Here is a 15,028-nt window from a genome sequence, read left to right as displayed (position 1 = left end):
CATCTCTTTTTTATGCTAAAATAATCATTTTAAAGAACTATGGAGCACTAATGTACTCAAAAACAGAAGAAAAATTTAAAAACTTAACAGCCCTGCCCTTTGGAGGGGGTAGGGGGAGGATAGTTAAAACAGCCTCTTTCTCTTTATTTAAGATATTCTAAATCATTTCGACAAGATATCTGCCGTATCCATGGCAATAGTCATTTCCTCGTCTGTAGGAATAACTACTACTTTCACTTTTGAATCGGGGGTACTGATAATGGTTTCAGTGCTACGGGTTCTGGCATTGAGTTCTTTATCGAGTTTTACGCCCATATATTCCAGACCTTCGCACACGCCTTCGCGACAAGTGCTTTGGTTCTCTCCTACTCCACCAGTAAATACGATGATATCTACACCGCCTAATGCAGCAGCATAAGAACCTACGTATTTCTTAATGCGATAGTCGTACATGTTATCGGCAAGTATGGCGCGTTTGTCTTTACCTTCGGCAACTGCTTTTTCTAGTTCGCGCATATCGGAAGATACACCGAAGATACCCAACACACCACTCTTTTTGTTCAACAGGTCGGATAATCCCTGGGCATCCAGTTTTTCTTTTTCCATCAGGAAGGTAAGCATACCGGCGTCAACGTCGCCCGAACGGGTACCCATCATCAGACCTTCTACCGGAGTGAGCCCCATAGAGGTATCGACAGATTTACCGTTTTTAATGGCTGTAATGGAACCGCCATTACCAATATGACAGGTAATGATGCGTTGTTCTTCGAGGTTTACGCCCAGAAACTCGCATACACGTTTAGATACGTATCTGTGGCTTGTTCCGTGGAATCCATAACGACGGATGGCGTATTTCTTATACATTTCGTATGGAATGGCATACATGTATGCATAATCGGGCATGGTTTGGTGGAAAGCTGTATCGAACACACCTACCTGGGGCACGTTGGGCAGCAACTCGGTGATGGTATAGATACCTTTCAGGTTGGCCGGATTATGAAGTGGCGCCAGGTCTGAGCATTCTATCATCTGGTCGATTACTTCCTGGGTAATGCGGACAGATGAGTTGAACTTCTCTCCTCCATGAACCACACGGTGTCCTACGGCTGCAATTTCGTCGAGAGATGAGATGCAACCATACTTTTCGCTGGTCAGTGTTTCGAGGATGAATTTAATACCTACGGTATGTTCGGGCATTTCGCGTTCAAGAATAACTTTCTCGTCGTTGCTTAACGTGAATTTGAGGAAGGCGCCAGGCAGACCGATTCTTTCGGCACCACCTTGGGCCAAGACTTCTTTGCTGTCCATTTCGAACAGTTTATACTTGATGGATGAACTTCCGCAGTTCAATACTAAGATCTTCATTTGCTTATTTTGTTTTATTTACTTTGTTTACTGGCAATCGCTTGATTGGAAGTAATGGCTATCATATTATATATATCGTCAATAGAGCAACCGCGAGACAGGTCGTTTACGGGCTGGGCCATGCCTTGAAGGATCGGTCCAACTGCCTCCATATCGCCCAGACGTTGAGCCAGCTTATAACCAATATTACCTACTTCAAGACTGGGAACGACGAGCACATTAGCATGTCCTGCCACTTCTGAGCCTGGGGCTTTGCTTGATCCGATAAAAGGAACGAGTGCGGCATCGGCTTGCATCTCGCCATCTATTTTCATGGCCGGGTTCATTTCTTTTGCCAAACGGGTAGCTTCGATCACTTTATCTACCACCTCGTGTTTGGCCGATCCTTTGGTTGAGAAGCTAAGCATGGCCACTTTAGGTTCTTCGATTCCAACGACCGATCTTGCTGTTTGTTCCGTACAAACGGCGATCTGGGCAAGTTGTTCGGCAGTAGGAACAGGGGTAACGGCAACGTCGCTCATCACGAGCACACCATTCTTTCCCAGTTCCATGTGTTTTGTGATTAACAGCATGGCGCCCGAAACGGTAGTGATTCCCGGAAGTGTTTTGATGATTTGCAATGCCGGACGCAGGACGTTGCCGGTTGTGTTGCGGGCACCTGCCAACTGTCCGTCGGCATCACCGCTTTTCACCATTAAGCAACCCAGGTAAAGAGGATCAAGTGTCAGCTTACGAGCCTCCTCGATGGTCATACCTTTCTTTTTGCGAAGTTCGCAAAGCAACTGGGCATACTCTTCATGTTTCGGACAATTTTCCGGATCTACGATAGTAGCCTTACCGATGTTCGCCAGACTCCACTGACTGGCAAGATTCATGATCTCGGTTGGATTGCCGAGAATAACAAGTTTGGCTATACCGTCTCTTAAGATCATGTCGGCAGCCTTTAAAGTACGTTCTTCTGTGCCTTCGGGAAGAACAATGCGCTGCGGATTTCCTATCGCGCGCGCTACAATTTCGCTCATTAAGCCCATTGAATAGAATAGAATATATATATTATAATAATGTGAATTCCAGGTAGATATGTTAATCACGCTGCAAAAGTACACAAAATTGCAATATCTACATTGCAATTTCGGGTATTTTTATCTCAAATCTGATATTTATTCTATTAATATTTACTAAAACCTGGTGGTGAGGCGCCACACCCGAGTTTGGTTTATATAGAGAATATTATAGGCTACCCATTTATTATTGGATAGCCTATTATTCAATTAGTATACACCTTTATATTTTTCATCACTCCACCAACCATTACAATTGTTATAACCAATATTCTGTAGGCGTTTTTTCTTTAAAATGTATCGCCAGTAAAATCCTGGGGTGTTTAAGGTGAAGTCTGACGTATATTTATCCATATCCACGCCTTTGAATTGGACAAACTCACTGGTCTTTTCAAAAAAAGCATCAATAAAACCTCCTTCGTAATAGAAATTATATCCTTTATGAAAGAATATAGCATTATCTCTTGCTGTATTGTAACACCAAGTATATTTTACTATTGATATTGTAACTAATGGGTACCCTTTTGAAATCTCGTGGATAAGGGTGAATCCCGCACGTGAGGAGTCAAATTCCGGACATGTTTCCACCGAATGAATGATTGAATCAAATACCGGATGCAACGTTTTTTTTACTATATATTTTTCCAGGTTAACATCGATTGAATCTTCCGGGGGATACCGATAAGGAATACATATGGTTTCTTCTTCAACCATGAACGGATTTGTATATTCCGTAGTTTTAGGTCTGTTATTGCAACCGGATAAAATAAAAACAAGTAAAACTGTGAACCCATAAAAGTGTTTCATAATCGTTTGTTTTTTAATATGAATAATACTCCCCATTTGCACGTATCCGAAACTCCGCATTTGGAGAATGCTTTAGAATCTCTTTTTTCTTATCTAAATCTCCACCTTTTTTTGAAGGTAGAGAGTTACCACTTGGATGATTATGATCGTCTCTTACCACCTTAGCACCTTTAGATACTAATTTGTTTATTTGGTGCATACTACCATCTATAATATCCTTTTCATGGCTGGTCATGATTAGATTTTCTTTTTTTCCAGTATTATCATACTCTACCGATACATTGCCAACTTCTACATCCAAATCTTTTTCAATGAATTCTAGTACTTTAGATGTTCCTTCTCCGGCTTCAAGAATATACCCATGATTTATTTTTTCTCCAGTCTTCTCCCAGGTTTCATTATCCATAACTGCCAATTTAACAGGAGATATGGAAATCAGCCTTCCTACTTTCAATCCGCTTCTTGTGCCCGTTTCATCATAGTCTTTACGCATACCGGGATTATATTCTCCTCTGTAAATCACATGATAGCTGGCCCCACCTTCAGTGTTTACAGGCTTAAGTGTACCATTACGGTTTACGGTATAACCAATCATTTCCCGTCCTGTGGGATCTATATACCTCATTGGGTTGTTTGCACAATATGCATACGGACTCACCGAATAGTATTTTTCCGCCATAGGGTCCATGGTTGTGAACCGTCCTAGTTTTGGGTCCATGAACCGTGCGGAGTAATCATATAGGTCCAGTCCGTAGGTTCTATCCAGCTCTTTACCATTGTATTTGTAGGGTTGTACATTTTGGGCTATTTCAAATATTCCTCCAAAAGGATAGTAGTGATTTACTTCTTCCACATTTCCGTTTTGATCTGTAACTACCCGGTTGTTTCCCTGATGATCCTGTAAGTAGTAGTGATATGTAGGGGTATTCCCCGACATAGTGATGTATCCTCCATCGAACAGGATTTTACTTAGTTGATCGTTCTCATAGACCTTATTGCCACAGTAATCTGTTTTCTTCTCTATGTTACTTCCGTTCTTATGAACAGTTCGAAGTTTAGTACCATTGGCGGTGTAGGTGTATTCAATAGAACGACCATCTACAAATTCAACCTTACCGGGCAAATTTAAAGAATTATACTGAATGTTGGCAATGTTTTTGTTACTATCTTTAATCATATTGCCATTGGCATCATAAAGATATTCAAAATCTGTGCTGTTACTTGCTTCTGTAAAATTAAAATCTTGTCCATAGATTGTTTGAGAAACCAAGGACAAGATTAGTGCTAAAAGAAATATTAGTTTTTTCATCATTGAATTTCATTTGTTGATTGTAAAATTGTTTTTAAGTTCCCCCACCACCCCGGCCTAAAGGCCACCCCTCCTCAAAAAGGAGGGGAGTTTGGCTGCGCTACCTCGCCACCGGCATTGCAACCTGGCCGGGGCGCCTCGCCCCTAGAAGCCGGGGTCTATAACTTCGTCGTCATCACCGTTGTTGTTACCGTTGTTGTTTCCGGTGGATGCGGCTTCGGTTTCTCCTTTGATGTAGAACTGGACGTTGTTATCGGCTCCGCGGGTGGTTGCTGTGCTGTCATTGGCCAAGCGCAGTGATTTGTCTACAGCAAATTTGATGTTTACACGCTTGATTTTCTTAACGGTACAGTCTTTTTCCGCTTCCGTTCCTTCGCAGGCGAAGGTGATGTGGAAAGTTCCCAGTCCGTCAACTTTCACTTTGTTGCCTTCGACAAGTTCTTCCTTCAGCTCGATGATAAAGTTCTGGATGGTGTGCAATGCATCTTGTGCACTGAGTGCCCCAACTCTTTCCATGCGTTTAGCGATCTTGTCCATGGTGATTACTTTGTAACTTCCCGGCTCTTGGCGGAGGTAGTTGTAGATGGGCGATGTTGCATCGCCGATTCTCTTATGACGCTTATAGCGTTTTACTGGAACTGACATATTATTATTCTTTTTAAAATTATACTTTTGTTATTATTCTCAATCGGGATCATGGGATGTTGATTTCCGGATAATCATTCTCTCCTGATCTCTAATGCAAAGATACAGTACGATTGACGGGGAGGGAAACATTTGGCAGTCTGGAATCCGATTCTTCGTTCGTGGTCGGAAAGTTGCAGCCAGGAGACTTCTGGAAGGGGGAAGAGCTAAATGTAAATACAGGATCAAGAAGAAAAGTTAGTTGCTATAATTGTATAAACAATATCTTTTATAAGGTTTCACTCCTTTTTGTAGGGTTTTGATGTAAATGATTTACTGTAGGGGCGGTTCGCGAACCGCCCGAAAATGGTTTCCTGTGTATTCTGTGCATTGGGCGGTTCGCGAACCGCCCCTACAGTTAACCATTTACTTTTAATTCATTTCCACCCCGTTATACGCTAATCCTTCAATAAGAGCTATAGCAATTCAACAATTCAACCCGATTTTCGGATTGGTCCCAAATGCATGCATTTCTTTCCGGATTCTATAAGAACTAGCAGTCAGTTCTATAAGAACCCGTAACCGGTTCTATAAGAATCCGCAGTGAATTCTATAAGAACTCAGCCCAAGTTCTATAAGAGTTTGGAGGGTAAGTAAGTCTATAAAGATTTTAAATATCGTCTTGAGCGTACACGAATGAGTGAAAGTGAGCGAAGCGAATTTTCATTTTCACTCGTGCTCTCTTTTAGTTTAATTTACTTTACTTTGTCGAGAAATGTATGCATTTAAAGCCAAAATGTACGCATTCTAAGCCGGAATGTATACATTTTCCTGCTAAACATTGACAGCATGCATACATTTACTTAATAATTGTTGGCATTATATTCCTATATTCGCTCATACACATGCCGATGGATGCTCCGATATAAGTAGGGTCGCATATCAAATATTTTCTACCATCAATCAGCACATTATCGCCTGGTATATCTTCGGTAAAGCAAACAGCCGAAGCGATATGTCCGGGGTAATCCAACAGTACAACTTCCAGTCCCAGCATGTCTTTTACCAACGTGGCGTATAGCATGGCACGGTCTTCGCAATCGTTATAAGGATAGTAAAAGTTTTCTTCCGGAAAGTTTGGCTTCTCGTATCCGAACTGTTCACCATCTGTTTTATAGTCAAAGGCTGTTTGTACGAAATTGATCAAGATATTGGCTGCCTCTTTTTGCAATTTCCCCTGAATAGCTGCCCGAAGCGGAGGGTATAAAGATTGGCATAATTCATCGCTCATTGGAGCCTTGTAATGAGGAGGTACTCCACAAAGAGGATAATCTTTATAGAAATCAATGAGGTTTTTATTAACTACGGTCTGCACGGAGAGTCCGTTCCTGGCGTTCAGCTCGCGCGTATAAGAAACATGGTCAAAACCGGGCACAGCATGAAGGAACAGACTGACATAGTTCCGCGCGTTGGCAAATTCCTGGGGATAAGTGTATATACTTCCGCCCGACTGTTTCAACGGTTCAACCACATAAAACTTTGTACTGGACAGCGTTATATATGGCAGCCCATACATGATGCCGGAAGGCGCTATCAGCAATTTTAATTGTTCGTTTATCTTTGCCAGGCGTACTTTATATCCTGATTTGCTGAGAATAAACATTTGCAGGAAAGCAATATCGTTTGTACGCCGGGCGCCATACAGTTGCTCGCCGATCTGTCGGGTGAGTTGTATATATCCCCAATCGCTTAACCTCTTTTCTTCCTTCAGGGTCATGCAGTCGTTTATCAATAGTTCGTGGTCTGCCTTGCAAAGCGCGCTCCACGCATCGGCCACATTCCCTTCGCCGATTCCTTTTAGTGAGAACCGGGATATTGCATTGGTTGATATATAAAACGAGGTGCCATACAAGCGGATGGCTGTACGGTCGACCGGATGGTTGGGAGAGGGAGGCACCACCGGCTTGTCTATCTTAACAGGCACATAGGGTTCATCCGACACATATTTCCCCGGAGTAGGCCGTGTGGGGGTTGTCGATGCCGGTTTTCTAGGCTTTACCTGTACCGGGGCAGGAGCCGGTGTTTTATCATCGAAGACGGTAGGCTCTACCGGTTCCGGCCGTAAGGGTGCGGGGATGGGTTCTTTGACTTCGAACTTCTCCCATGTTTCTCTAAGAAAGGCCGAGAATTCTTCGTCGGCCTTATTCTTGAAATTATTAAATTCTTGTTGCTGCTGCTGTTGAAACTCTTCAAATACTTTATTCAGGTCGACTTCTTGCGCCTGAATAAAAGAGGAAAAGGCAAACAACGCGAACAAGAGAAAAAGAGTTCTTTTCTTTTTCATTGAAACGAGAGTTATGAAAGGGGCAACCCCCTTCCTCTGTTTTATTAATATCCCAGCTTATCTAGTTCCTTAGCAAGTTCTTCCGACTTCTTTGCCAGCTCATCGCGAACAGTTTTGATAGCCATTTTATTGGCTGCATCCATGCTGTAGCCCAAAGTCACCATCATTTCTACGTTTTTGTTAGACAGTGTTTTGTACACCTCAACCAACGGAATAGTACGGCTCAGCGTAGCCGAGATAATACTCTTGCTTGCAGCTACTACTTCAATTATACTAGCGGCTTCTTCCTGCCCCATGTCATTGTTGGCAGCTTTTACTTCGACCAATTGGGTTACTTTAGTTTGAATTTGTCCCGCCAGATCAATCTTGGCCGCATTGGTTGCCTGCAAAGCAGCTGCATGCTGGTTACCGCCAATAGCTCTTGAAGAAGCCACATACCAGTATGGGTTACCATCCGTATCGATTTCTACTTGCTTCTGCCATGCGTTTTCCACCTGTTTGTCGATTGGGAGTTTACCGGGCAGCGTTTTGAATCCTTCTTTTTCCAACGCCTTAGCTTCTTTGCGAGCGCCTTTTATCGCTTTCTGCTTTAAGTCCTTATTCAGTGTTTTTTCATACTTCTGATTGTCCTTAAACTCTTTCTTTGAAGCCTTTTCCTGAGCATTTATGCCCGTTGAGAATATCATTCCAAATGCAGCGAGGGCACCTACTAACAAAATCCTTTTCATACGATTTCAATATATTAATGGTTAATATTATCGTTATTTATTATGTGTACTGCTGCAAAAATAAACAATTCTTTCAGTTATTCACACATATAAACTCTTTTTTATAATTTAACGAACACAGAAACGAATTTTATCACGTACCTTTGCAGCGTTTTACTAAATATAGAAGTAAATATGATACGTCAATGCGCCATACTATTTGGCTGTTTGGCATTGGGTGAGTTGGTTGTCTTTCTCACCGGGGTTCAGCTCCCCTCCAGCGTTATTGGTATGCTGCTGCTTACGCTCCTTTTGAAGTTGGGATGGATAAAACTTCACTGGGTACAAGGTATGTCCGATTTTCTGGTAGCCAATCTGGGCTTCTTTTTTGTCCCTCCGGGTGTAGCGTTAATGCTTTACTTTGACTTGATTGCCGCCGAGTTCTGGCCCATAGCCATATCCACTCTTGTCAGCACACTGTTGGTGTTTATCGTTACCGGATGGGTTCACCAACTAGCACATAGAAGAAAATGAGTTATTTTGAGAATAAGTTCTTTCTGTTGGCACTTACCTTCGGAGTCTATCTCCTGTCGAGGTTCCTGCAAAAGAAAACGGGTATCATACTACTCAACCCCATCCTGATTACGATTGCCGTACTGATCACTTTCCTGAAAACAACGGGCATCAGTTATGAAACGTATAACGAAGGCGGGCATCTTATTGAGTTCTGGCTAAAACCGGCTGTTGTGGCATTGGGAGTACCGCTTTACCTACAGTTGGAAAACATAAAGAAACAACTCCTCCCTATTCTCCTGTCGCAGTTGGCGGGATGCTTTATCGGAGTTATTTCGGTTGTTGTCATTGCATCTGCTCTGGGAGCAACGCAGCAAACCATCCTCTCACTGGCATCGAAGTCGGTCACTACACCTATAGCCATGGAAGTGACTAAAGCAATTGGCGGAATTCCATCGCTCACCGCCGCAGTAGTGGTATGCGTAGGACTGTTCGGTGGCATCCTGGGCTTTAAGGTGATGAAGCTATTTAAGGTAAAAGATTCCGTTGCGCAAGGATTGTCCATAGGCGCTGCCGCACACGCCATGGGTGCATCGACCGCCATGGGAGTCAGCAATGAACATGGGGCTTATGCCAGTCTGGGGTTAACGCTAAACGGTATATTTACCGCACTGCTCACCCCATCTATATTAAGATTATTAGGATTCCTATAACAAAACGCATACTATTTTGTTTATTAAATAGTTATTAGCATTAAACACAATTATGATTTCATTTAAAGACCTCACTTTAGAAGATAAAGAAACCATTATTAAATATACAATGAACAGTGATCGCAGAAACTGCGACCTGTCTTTCTCCAATCTATGCAGTTGGAGATTCTTGTATGACACACAGTTTGCCGAGGTAGACGGCTTCCTCGTCCTCAAATTCCGGGCAAACGAAAAGTTGGCCCACATGATGCCTATCGGCAAGGGCGATTTGAAGAAAGTGGTCGAAGACCTCGAAGCAAACGCCCTCGAAGAACATGAAGAACTCTGGATGCTCGGTGTTACCCCGGATATGAAAGAGGAAATTGAAAAGAGCATGCCGGGCAAGTTCATCTTTACACCCAACAGAGACTTCTCAGACTACATCTATCTTCGTACAGACCTGGCTACGCTGAGCGGAAAGAAATACCAGTCGAAGCGGAATCACATCAATAAGTTCAAAAAGACTTATAATTACGAATATGTTGATCTTACGCCCGATCATATTCAGGAGTGTTTAAGACTTGAAGCAGTGTGGTGCAAACAAAATGGTTGCGAAGAACAAGAAGGTATGCTCAACGAAAACCGGGCTATTATATATGCCTTAACCCATTTCGAAAAACTGGGACTAACCGGCGGATTATTGCGTGTAGATGGCAAAATCGCTGCCTTTACATTCGGTATGCCCATCAGCCACGACACCTTCGGGGTTCATGTAGAAAAAGCCGACATCAATATAGATGGCGCTTATACCATGATCAACTATGAATTTGCAAACCATATACCCGAACAATATACGTATATAAACCGGGAAGAAGATCTGGGGATAGAGGGATTGCGTAAAGCAAAGCTCTCCTACCATCCGGCGATTATACTGGAAAAGAATGAAGCCTGCTTAATCAGTTGAAAGTTGAAAGTTGAAAATTGAAAGTTGCCATGCGATACGGTAATTTTCAGTTATTAACTTTCAACTTTCAATTTTCAACTTTCAACTAAAATGAAGGAAGAAGTAAAAGAGTTATGGAAGCTTTGCTTCGATGACAATGATGAATTTGTAGAAATGTACTTCCGTCTCCGCTACAGTAGTGAGACGACGATGACTATCCAAAGCGGAAATAAAGTTGTTTCCTCTTTGCAGATGCCTTATTACCCGATGACTTTCGAAGGTATCGAGATCCAAACAGCTTATATATCCGGTGCCTGCACCCATCCCGACTTCCGGGGCAAAGGCGTGATGTCTCAACTACTGGCCGAATCTTTCAGCCGGATGGTGCAAAAGAATATTCCACTAAGCATCCTGATTCCTGCTAATCGGGGATTATATGATTATTACGCCAAGACAGGATATGCCCCGGCCTTCTTCCGTACCCCGATAGAGGAAAACGTATCCGACATTCCGGCAAACAAAGGAAACCTTCAATTTAAACATATCACCTCCTTTGATAAATCCCTCTTCGACTATTGCACAGAAAAAGCATACAGCCGCCCCAATTATGTGCAGCATACAGCCGAAGATTTTAAAGCCATCATGGAAGACCTACGTATCGGCGGCGGTAGCGCCATTCTTGCCCAACACCCATCGGATGGAAACCCGGGTGCAGCGCCTCGCTGCCGCGGTGTTTTGTTTGCTTATCCGGAAGACAATTATTTAAAAGTATCCGACTGCTTTGCCGACAATAATACAATCAGGGATAGTTTAATCCGGGAGGCGGCCCATCATTACGACCTGTCAACTATTGTACGGTATGAACTACCGGAACATTCGGATAAAGAAGAACCTTTCGGTATGGCACGCATTATCCATGCAAAAATGATTCTGCATTTGTATGCCGCCACACATCCCGACAAACAAATCAATATAAACCTCACCGATGAACAACTAACGTTCAATACCGGATATTACTACATTAACAAAGGCACTTGTACATTCAGCAAAAAACCATTGGAGGGTGAACACCTCGAGTTGAGCACCCAAGAACTTAGCACACTGATATTCGACGAAGTAAGGTTATATATGAGTTTAATGTTGGAGTAAGCCTCCGGCATCCATTTGACTCTCGTCCGATGATTCATTCTCATCACTCATATTCTCCCTAAATTCGGATGGAGCCAACCCGGTAATCTTCTTAAAAGCACGATAAAAGCTCTTCCGGTCGTTGAATCCGGAACTATAGGCTATCTGGTCTATGGTCAGGGCAGCATTCTTCTTAACCGACATAATGCTGATAGCCTCGCTTATGCGGTATTCATTTATAAAGTTCGCGAAATTACTCCCCGTACACCGGTTAATGGTTGCTGAGGTGTAATTACGGTTCACCCCAAGCATTGCCGCTATATCGCCCAATGTAAGGTTAGGGTTGATATACACCTTATCCTCGCTCATAAGCTGACGTATCTGCTCCATCAAAACCAGCTCGAATACCTTCGGTTTAACCGCCTCTTCACTTCCCATTGGCGCAACAGGTGGAATAACCTCTATGCAAGCAGATGACTCCGTAACCGTTTTCCGGGCAGCCGCCCACTCCTGGCTCTTCTTCACCAACACCCTGTAAGCAGCACGTTTCCTGCGATAGAGCACGATAGCATAAATCAACAAACCAATAACCAGCAGCAACCCTACAGTGATATAAATAATCGTATTTCTGTAGTTTCTGGCGCGTATATGCTGCGCTAAGAGTTCGTCATTCTTTGCTTTTTGTTCCAACCGGTTCATGCGTTGCTCTACATAGACCAGCTTCAGGGCATCATACTCCTGATACTCTTTCTTCTGATAAGCCAAAGCCGAATCCTGGTAGGCAGCAGCAAGGACGAAATCTCCAGTCATCGTATAGTACTTCGCCATAACCGGATAGATTTGCGCCCAATGCGCATTAGGATAAGAGCGGTTGGTGTAATCAACAGCTATATCTATATATCGTTTGCACTGGGAGAGTTTCTTCTGTTCGAAATAAATATTTGCCAGAAGTGCAGCCATACTACTTGCATACGTGTAATCATTTATCTCTGCCATCATTTTACGGGATGTTTCCAATAGAGGAATCGCTTCATCATACATTTTCCGTTGATAAAGGTTATTTCCCAGATTACCATTCACAATTCCCCTCCACGATTGGTAGTGTGCTTCCGAAGAGTTCTCATGATGAGGCACGGTAAGTATCTTACGGAAATATTCATCGGACCGGTCGTAATCATTGTAGTGATAGCGGTAGATCAACCCCAATCCATTATAGGCAGGTTGCAGAAGAGAATAGCGATTGGCTTCCGGCTCTTCTACGATCTTCCGGAAAAAGACTTCGGCATCTACATAATTACGGAAGCGGTAATGCATGTTAGCTATTTCGCGATAGGCAAACAGCTTTTCGGGCAACCGGGACACGGAAATGTAATCGAATTCCCTATTTAACCTTTTTGCCGCTTCAAATGCACGATCATAGTCGTTATCTAAGACATAGGCATTCATTACTCCACGCAACGCCCGCAAATAAGTCAGGGTATCATTTAACTGTTTAGCCTCCACATAGATGGCCCTGTAGCCTTCTATCACATCCTTTATGGTATAATTACTACCCGGCTGCATCCGTGCTTTGTACCGGAAACGATAAGCCATGCGAAAAAACGCCTCCTCAACTTTCCACTCTCTGTTATTGGCCACCCTGGCAGCTTCTTCCATATAAGCCATAAGGCTATCGGCTTCTGATTGTTCCATAAAATCCAGATTATGATGGATCAACTTCAGCTCCATCAGATAATCGGCATAAGGCTTACCTATCATATGTAGAAAGGGATTGCCTGTAAAAGACGAGATAGGCAATAATATCAATACAATGATCAGAAGTTTACGTTTAACCGTGAGGTTACTCATCTTATAGGTTTGGGTTTAAGTTACAGACACATCAGCATCCATCGTAAAACAAAGGTAACAAATTATAGGCTGGCAAGCAATAGTTCTCACTCTGCTGTCACCTGTCGGATAATGAAAGGCTTTAACTTCTTATAAGGAGATAAAGTTAACGGAAACCGCTTGACCGGAGACTTTATATTGGCGAAAGATGTTGTCAGTAGAGAGGTCTGCCCCCGCAGCAACTGCTGCAATATCATTTTCTCTATCAGTCATCACACTCACGTTCACTGTCAGGCTCTCCATTCCGGAAGCCGGGATACCACTGTTTATACAACCCGCGAATAATAGTCCCACATATAAGGCTAGCACCAAGAATTTCACATTCTTCATTTTCTGCTGTTTTAAAATTAGAATAGATATTGTTTTGTTTCAATCAACTGTACAAGGCAAAGCTATATAATAGTCAGAACAATTTGGTCGCAATTTATCAATTGCGTCCAAATAGACTTTCTGTTTATGTGTTGAAGATTTCCAGAAAGGGAATATATACCGATGAAATGGGCATATATTAGCGATTATGATATTTATTCAGAAATCCCGGGCGGATGTTCCCGGAAGGTTAGTTCTGAACTCGGAAGGAGTTAAACCTGTTACTTTTTTAAAGATACGGTGAAAAGTTCTACGGTCGCTAAAGCCCGAATTATAAGCTATATTGTCTATCGTGAGGTATTGATTTTCTTTGGCAGACATGATATCTATTGCCTCTCTTATACGATACTCGTTGATGTATTGCGTAAAGGTTTTCCCAGCACACTTGTTCAAAGTAGCCGATATATAGGTTCGGTTTACTCCGAGTTGTTCAACCATACTGTTCAGCGTAAAATGGACATTGATATACATTCTCTCTTCATCCATTAATTTTCGAATCCGTTCCATCAAAGCAAGTTCAACCTCATTGGGTTTGCCGGTGACAACGGTTGTTTCTTCCGGTTTTACAGACTCTTTACGATCGGCAGCCCACTCCTGGCTTTTCTTTACCAGCGCACGGTATACTGCACGCTTCCGGCGATATAAGTTTATAGCATATAACAGCAGTCCGGTGATAATCAATAATATAATCCCTACATAGAATGCCACATGTTTATAATAGGCTGTTTGTACACGTTCCACTTGCAGTTCTTCTTCTTTGGCTTGTTGTTCCAGCCGGCTGGCCTGTTGTTCGGCATAAACCAGTTTCAGCGCATCGTATTCTTCATAAGCCTTCTTCTGATATATTAAAGCCGAGTCTTGATATGCAGCCGCAAGGATAGTATTGCCCATTATGGTGTAGTACTTGGCCATTACAGGATAGAGTCGCTCCCAACGCTGGCTGGGATAGGAACGTTGGATATAATCTACGCCCATATCTATATAATATTTACATTGTGTAAGGTTCTTCTTTTCCAAATAAACATCAGCCAAAAGGGCAACCATGCCACTGGCATATGCGAAGTCGTTAATACCCGCCATTGTTTTACGGGCAAATTCGAGTAATGGGATTGCTTCATCATATTTGCCTTGCTTGTGTAGGTTACCACCAAGATTACCCTTGGCAATAGCTTCCCAGGCCAGGCAATGTTCTTCCGAAGAGTTCTCGTGGTTGGGCGCGGCAAGTATCTTCCGGAAGTATTCGTCGGATGTTTCCAGGTCGTTGTAATGGTAACGGTGA

The 15,028-nt window shown here is 42.8% G+C and carries 14 protein-coding genes; 4 read left to right on the top strand and 10 right to left on the bottom strand.

Features of this window, described 5'->3' with window-relative positions:
* Nucleotides 1-162 precede the first annotated feature (162 nt).
* From D0T87_RS23025 to D0T87_RS22995, 7 genes are all read right to left on the bottom strand, one after another.
* Nucleotides 163-1,365 carry an acetate kinase gene (locus D0T87_RS23025; RefSeq protein WP_163178434.1) on the bottom strand — a complete coding sequence of 401 codons (1,203 nt, stop codon included), beginning with the start codon at nucleotides 1,363-1,365 and terminating at the stop codon, nucleotides 163-165.
* A gap of 14 nt (nucleotides 1,366-1,379) precedes the next feature.
* On the bottom strand, nucleotides 1,380-2,396 hold the full coding sequence (gene pta / locus D0T87_RS23020; protein ID WP_163178432.1) for a phosphate acetyltransferase: 1,017 nt from the start codon (nucleotides 2,394-2,396) through the stop codon (nucleotides 1,380-1,382).
* Nucleotides 2,397-2,636: 240 nt separating this feature from the next.
* The gene (locus D0T87_RS23015; RefSeq protein WP_163178430.1) at nucleotides 2,637-3,140 is read right to left on the bottom strand and encodes a hypothetical protein; all 504 of its coding nucleotides are present in this window, start codon (nucleotides 3,138-3,140) and stop codon (nucleotides 2,637-2,639) included.
* A gap of 106 nt (nucleotides 3,141-3,246) precedes the next feature.
* Entirely contained in the window at nucleotides 3,247-4,545 is a 1,299-nt protein-coding gene (locus tag D0T87_RS23010) for an RHS repeat domain-containing protein (RefSeq protein WP_163178428.1), read from the bottom strand.
* Nucleotides 4,546-4,686: 141 nt separating this feature from the next.
* The gene (locus D0T87_RS23005; protein WP_163178426.1) at nucleotides 4,687-5,187 is read right to left on the bottom strand and encodes an HU family DNA-binding protein; all 501 of its coding nucleotides are present in this window, start codon (nucleotides 5,185-5,187) and stop codon (nucleotides 4,687-4,689) included.
* Between the two features lie 838 nt (nucleotides 5,188-6,025).
* Nucleotides 6,026-7,510, bottom strand: a complete 1,485-nt coding sequence (locus tag D0T87_RS23000; protein ID WP_163178424.1) for a hypothetical protein — start codon at nucleotides 7,508-7,510, stop codon at nucleotides 6,026-6,028.
* 44 nt (nucleotides 7,511-7,554) lie between these two features.
* Nucleotides 7,555-8,238 carry a hypothetical protein gene (locus tag D0T87_RS22995; RefSeq protein ID WP_163178422.1) on the bottom strand — a complete coding sequence of 228 codons (684 nt, stop codon included), beginning with the start codon at nucleotides 8,236-8,238 and terminating at the stop codon, nucleotides 7,555-7,557.
* A 174-nt stretch (nucleotides 8,239-8,412) separates the two neighbouring features.
* On the opposite strand from D0T87_RS22995, the gene D0T87_RS22990 reads away from it, so the two are divergent.
* From D0T87_RS22990 to D0T87_RS22975, 4 genes are all read left to right on the top strand, one after another.
* Nucleotides 8,413-8,751: a CidA/LrgA family protein gene (locus D0T87_RS22990; protein ID WP_163178419.1), complete on the top strand. Its 339-nt coding sequence runs from the start codon at nucleotides 8,413-8,415 to the stop codon at nucleotides 8,749-8,751.
* Entirely contained in the window at nucleotides 8,748-9,443 is a 696-nt protein-coding gene (locus tag D0T87_RS22985) for an LrgB family protein (protein WP_163178417.1), read from the top strand. Before D0T87_RS22990 ends, D0T87_RS22985 begins: the two co-directional genes overlap by 4 nt.
* A 52-nt stretch (nucleotides 9,444-9,495) precedes the next feature.
* Entirely contained in the window at nucleotides 9,496-10,386 is an 891-nt protein-coding gene (locus D0T87_RS22980) for a DUF2156 domain-containing protein (RefSeq protein WP_163178415.1), read from the top strand.
* Nucleotides 10,387-10,476: 90 nt separating this feature from the next.
* On the top strand, nucleotides 10,477-11,514 hold the full coding sequence (locus D0T87_RS22975) for a GNAT family N-acetyltransferase (protein ID WP_163178413.1): 1,038 nt from the start codon (nucleotides 10,477-10,479) through the stop codon (nucleotides 11,512-11,514).
* Here the strand turns inward: D0T87_RS22975 and D0T87_RS22970 are convergent.
* From D0T87_RS22970 to D0T87_RS22960, 3 genes are all read right to left on the bottom strand, one after another.
* Nucleotides 11,500-13,341 (bottom strand): helix-turn-helix domain-containing protein, encoded by a 1,842-nt coding sequence (locus D0T87_RS22970; RefSeq protein WP_163178411.1) that lies wholly within the window; start codon nucleotides 13,339-13,341, stop codon nucleotides 11,500-11,502. The genes D0T87_RS22975 and D0T87_RS22970 overlap by 15 nt on opposite strands.
* Before the next feature lie 129 nt (nucleotides 13,342-13,470).
* Entirely contained in the window at nucleotides 13,471-13,710 is a 240-nt protein-coding gene (locus D0T87_RS22965; RefSeq protein ID WP_163178409.1) for a hypothetical protein, read from the bottom strand.
* A 198-nt stretch (nucleotides 13,711-13,908) separates the two neighbouring features.
* The coding region (locus tag D0T87_RS22960) for an AraC family transcriptional regulator (protein ID WP_163178407.1) at nucleotides 13,909-15,028 on the bottom strand (1,120 nt) is incomplete at its 5' end.

Origin of the sequence: Bacteroides sp. 51, assembly GCF_010500965.1 — a bacterium.
Classification (GTDB): Bacteria; Bacteroidota; Bacteroidia; order Bacteroidales; family Bacteroidaceae; genus Bacteroides.
The sequence above is the reverse complement of the archived record's forward strand: the minus strand, read 5'-3'. Positions and strand labels throughout refer to the sequence as shown.

Bases quoted from the DNA above. Each gene is read 5' to 3' on its own strand.
- D0T87_RS23025 (WP_163178434.1), bottom strand. From the start codon at position 1,365: ATGAAGATCTTAGTATTGAACTGCGGAAGTTCATCCATCAAGTATAAA.
- pta (WP_163178432.1), bottom strand. From the start codon at position 2,396: ATGGGCTTAATGAGCGAAATTGTAGCGCGCGCGATAGGAAATCCGCAG.
- D0T87_RS23015 (WP_163178430.1), bottom strand. From the start codon at position 3,140: ATGGTTGAAGAAGAAACCATATGTATTCCTTATCGGTATCCCCCGGAA.
- D0T87_RS23010 (WP_163178428.1), bottom strand. From the start codon at position 4,545: ATGATGAAAAAACTAATATTTCTTTTAGCACTAATCTTGTCCTTGGTT.
- D0T87_RS23005 (WP_163178426.1), bottom strand. From the start codon at position 5,187: ATGTCAGTTCCAGTAAAACGCTATAAGCGTCATAAGAGAATCGGCGAT.
- D0T87_RS23000 (WP_163178424.1), bottom strand. From the start codon at position 7,510: ATGAAAAAGAAAAGAACTCTTTTTCTCTTGTTCGCGTTGTTTGCCTTT.
- D0T87_RS22995 (WP_163178422.1), bottom strand. From the start codon at position 8,238: ATGAAAAGGATTTTGTTAGTAGGTGCCCTCGCTGCATTTGGAATGATA.
- D0T87_RS22990 (WP_163178419.1), top strand. From the start codon at position 8,413: ATGATACGTCAATGCGCCATACTATTTGGCTGTTTGGCATTGGGTGAG.
- D0T87_RS22985 (WP_163178417.1), top strand. From the start codon at position 8,748: ATGAGTTATTTTGAGAATAAGTTCTTTCTGTTGGCACTTACCTTCGGA.
- D0T87_RS22980 (WP_163178415.1), top strand. From the start codon at position 9,496: ATGATTTCATTTAAAGACCTCACTTTAGAAGATAAAGAAACCATTATT.
- D0T87_RS22975 (WP_163178413.1), top strand. From the start codon at position 10,477: ATGAAGGAAGAAGTAAAAGAGTTATGGAAGCTTTGCTTCGATGACAAT.
- D0T87_RS22970 (WP_163178411.1), bottom strand. From the start codon at position 13,341: ATGAGTAACCTCACGGTTAAACGTAAACTTCTGATCATTGTATTGATA.
- D0T87_RS22965 (WP_163178409.1), bottom strand. From the start codon at position 13,710: ATGAAGAATGTGAAATTCTTGGTGCTAGCCTTATATGTGGGACTATTA.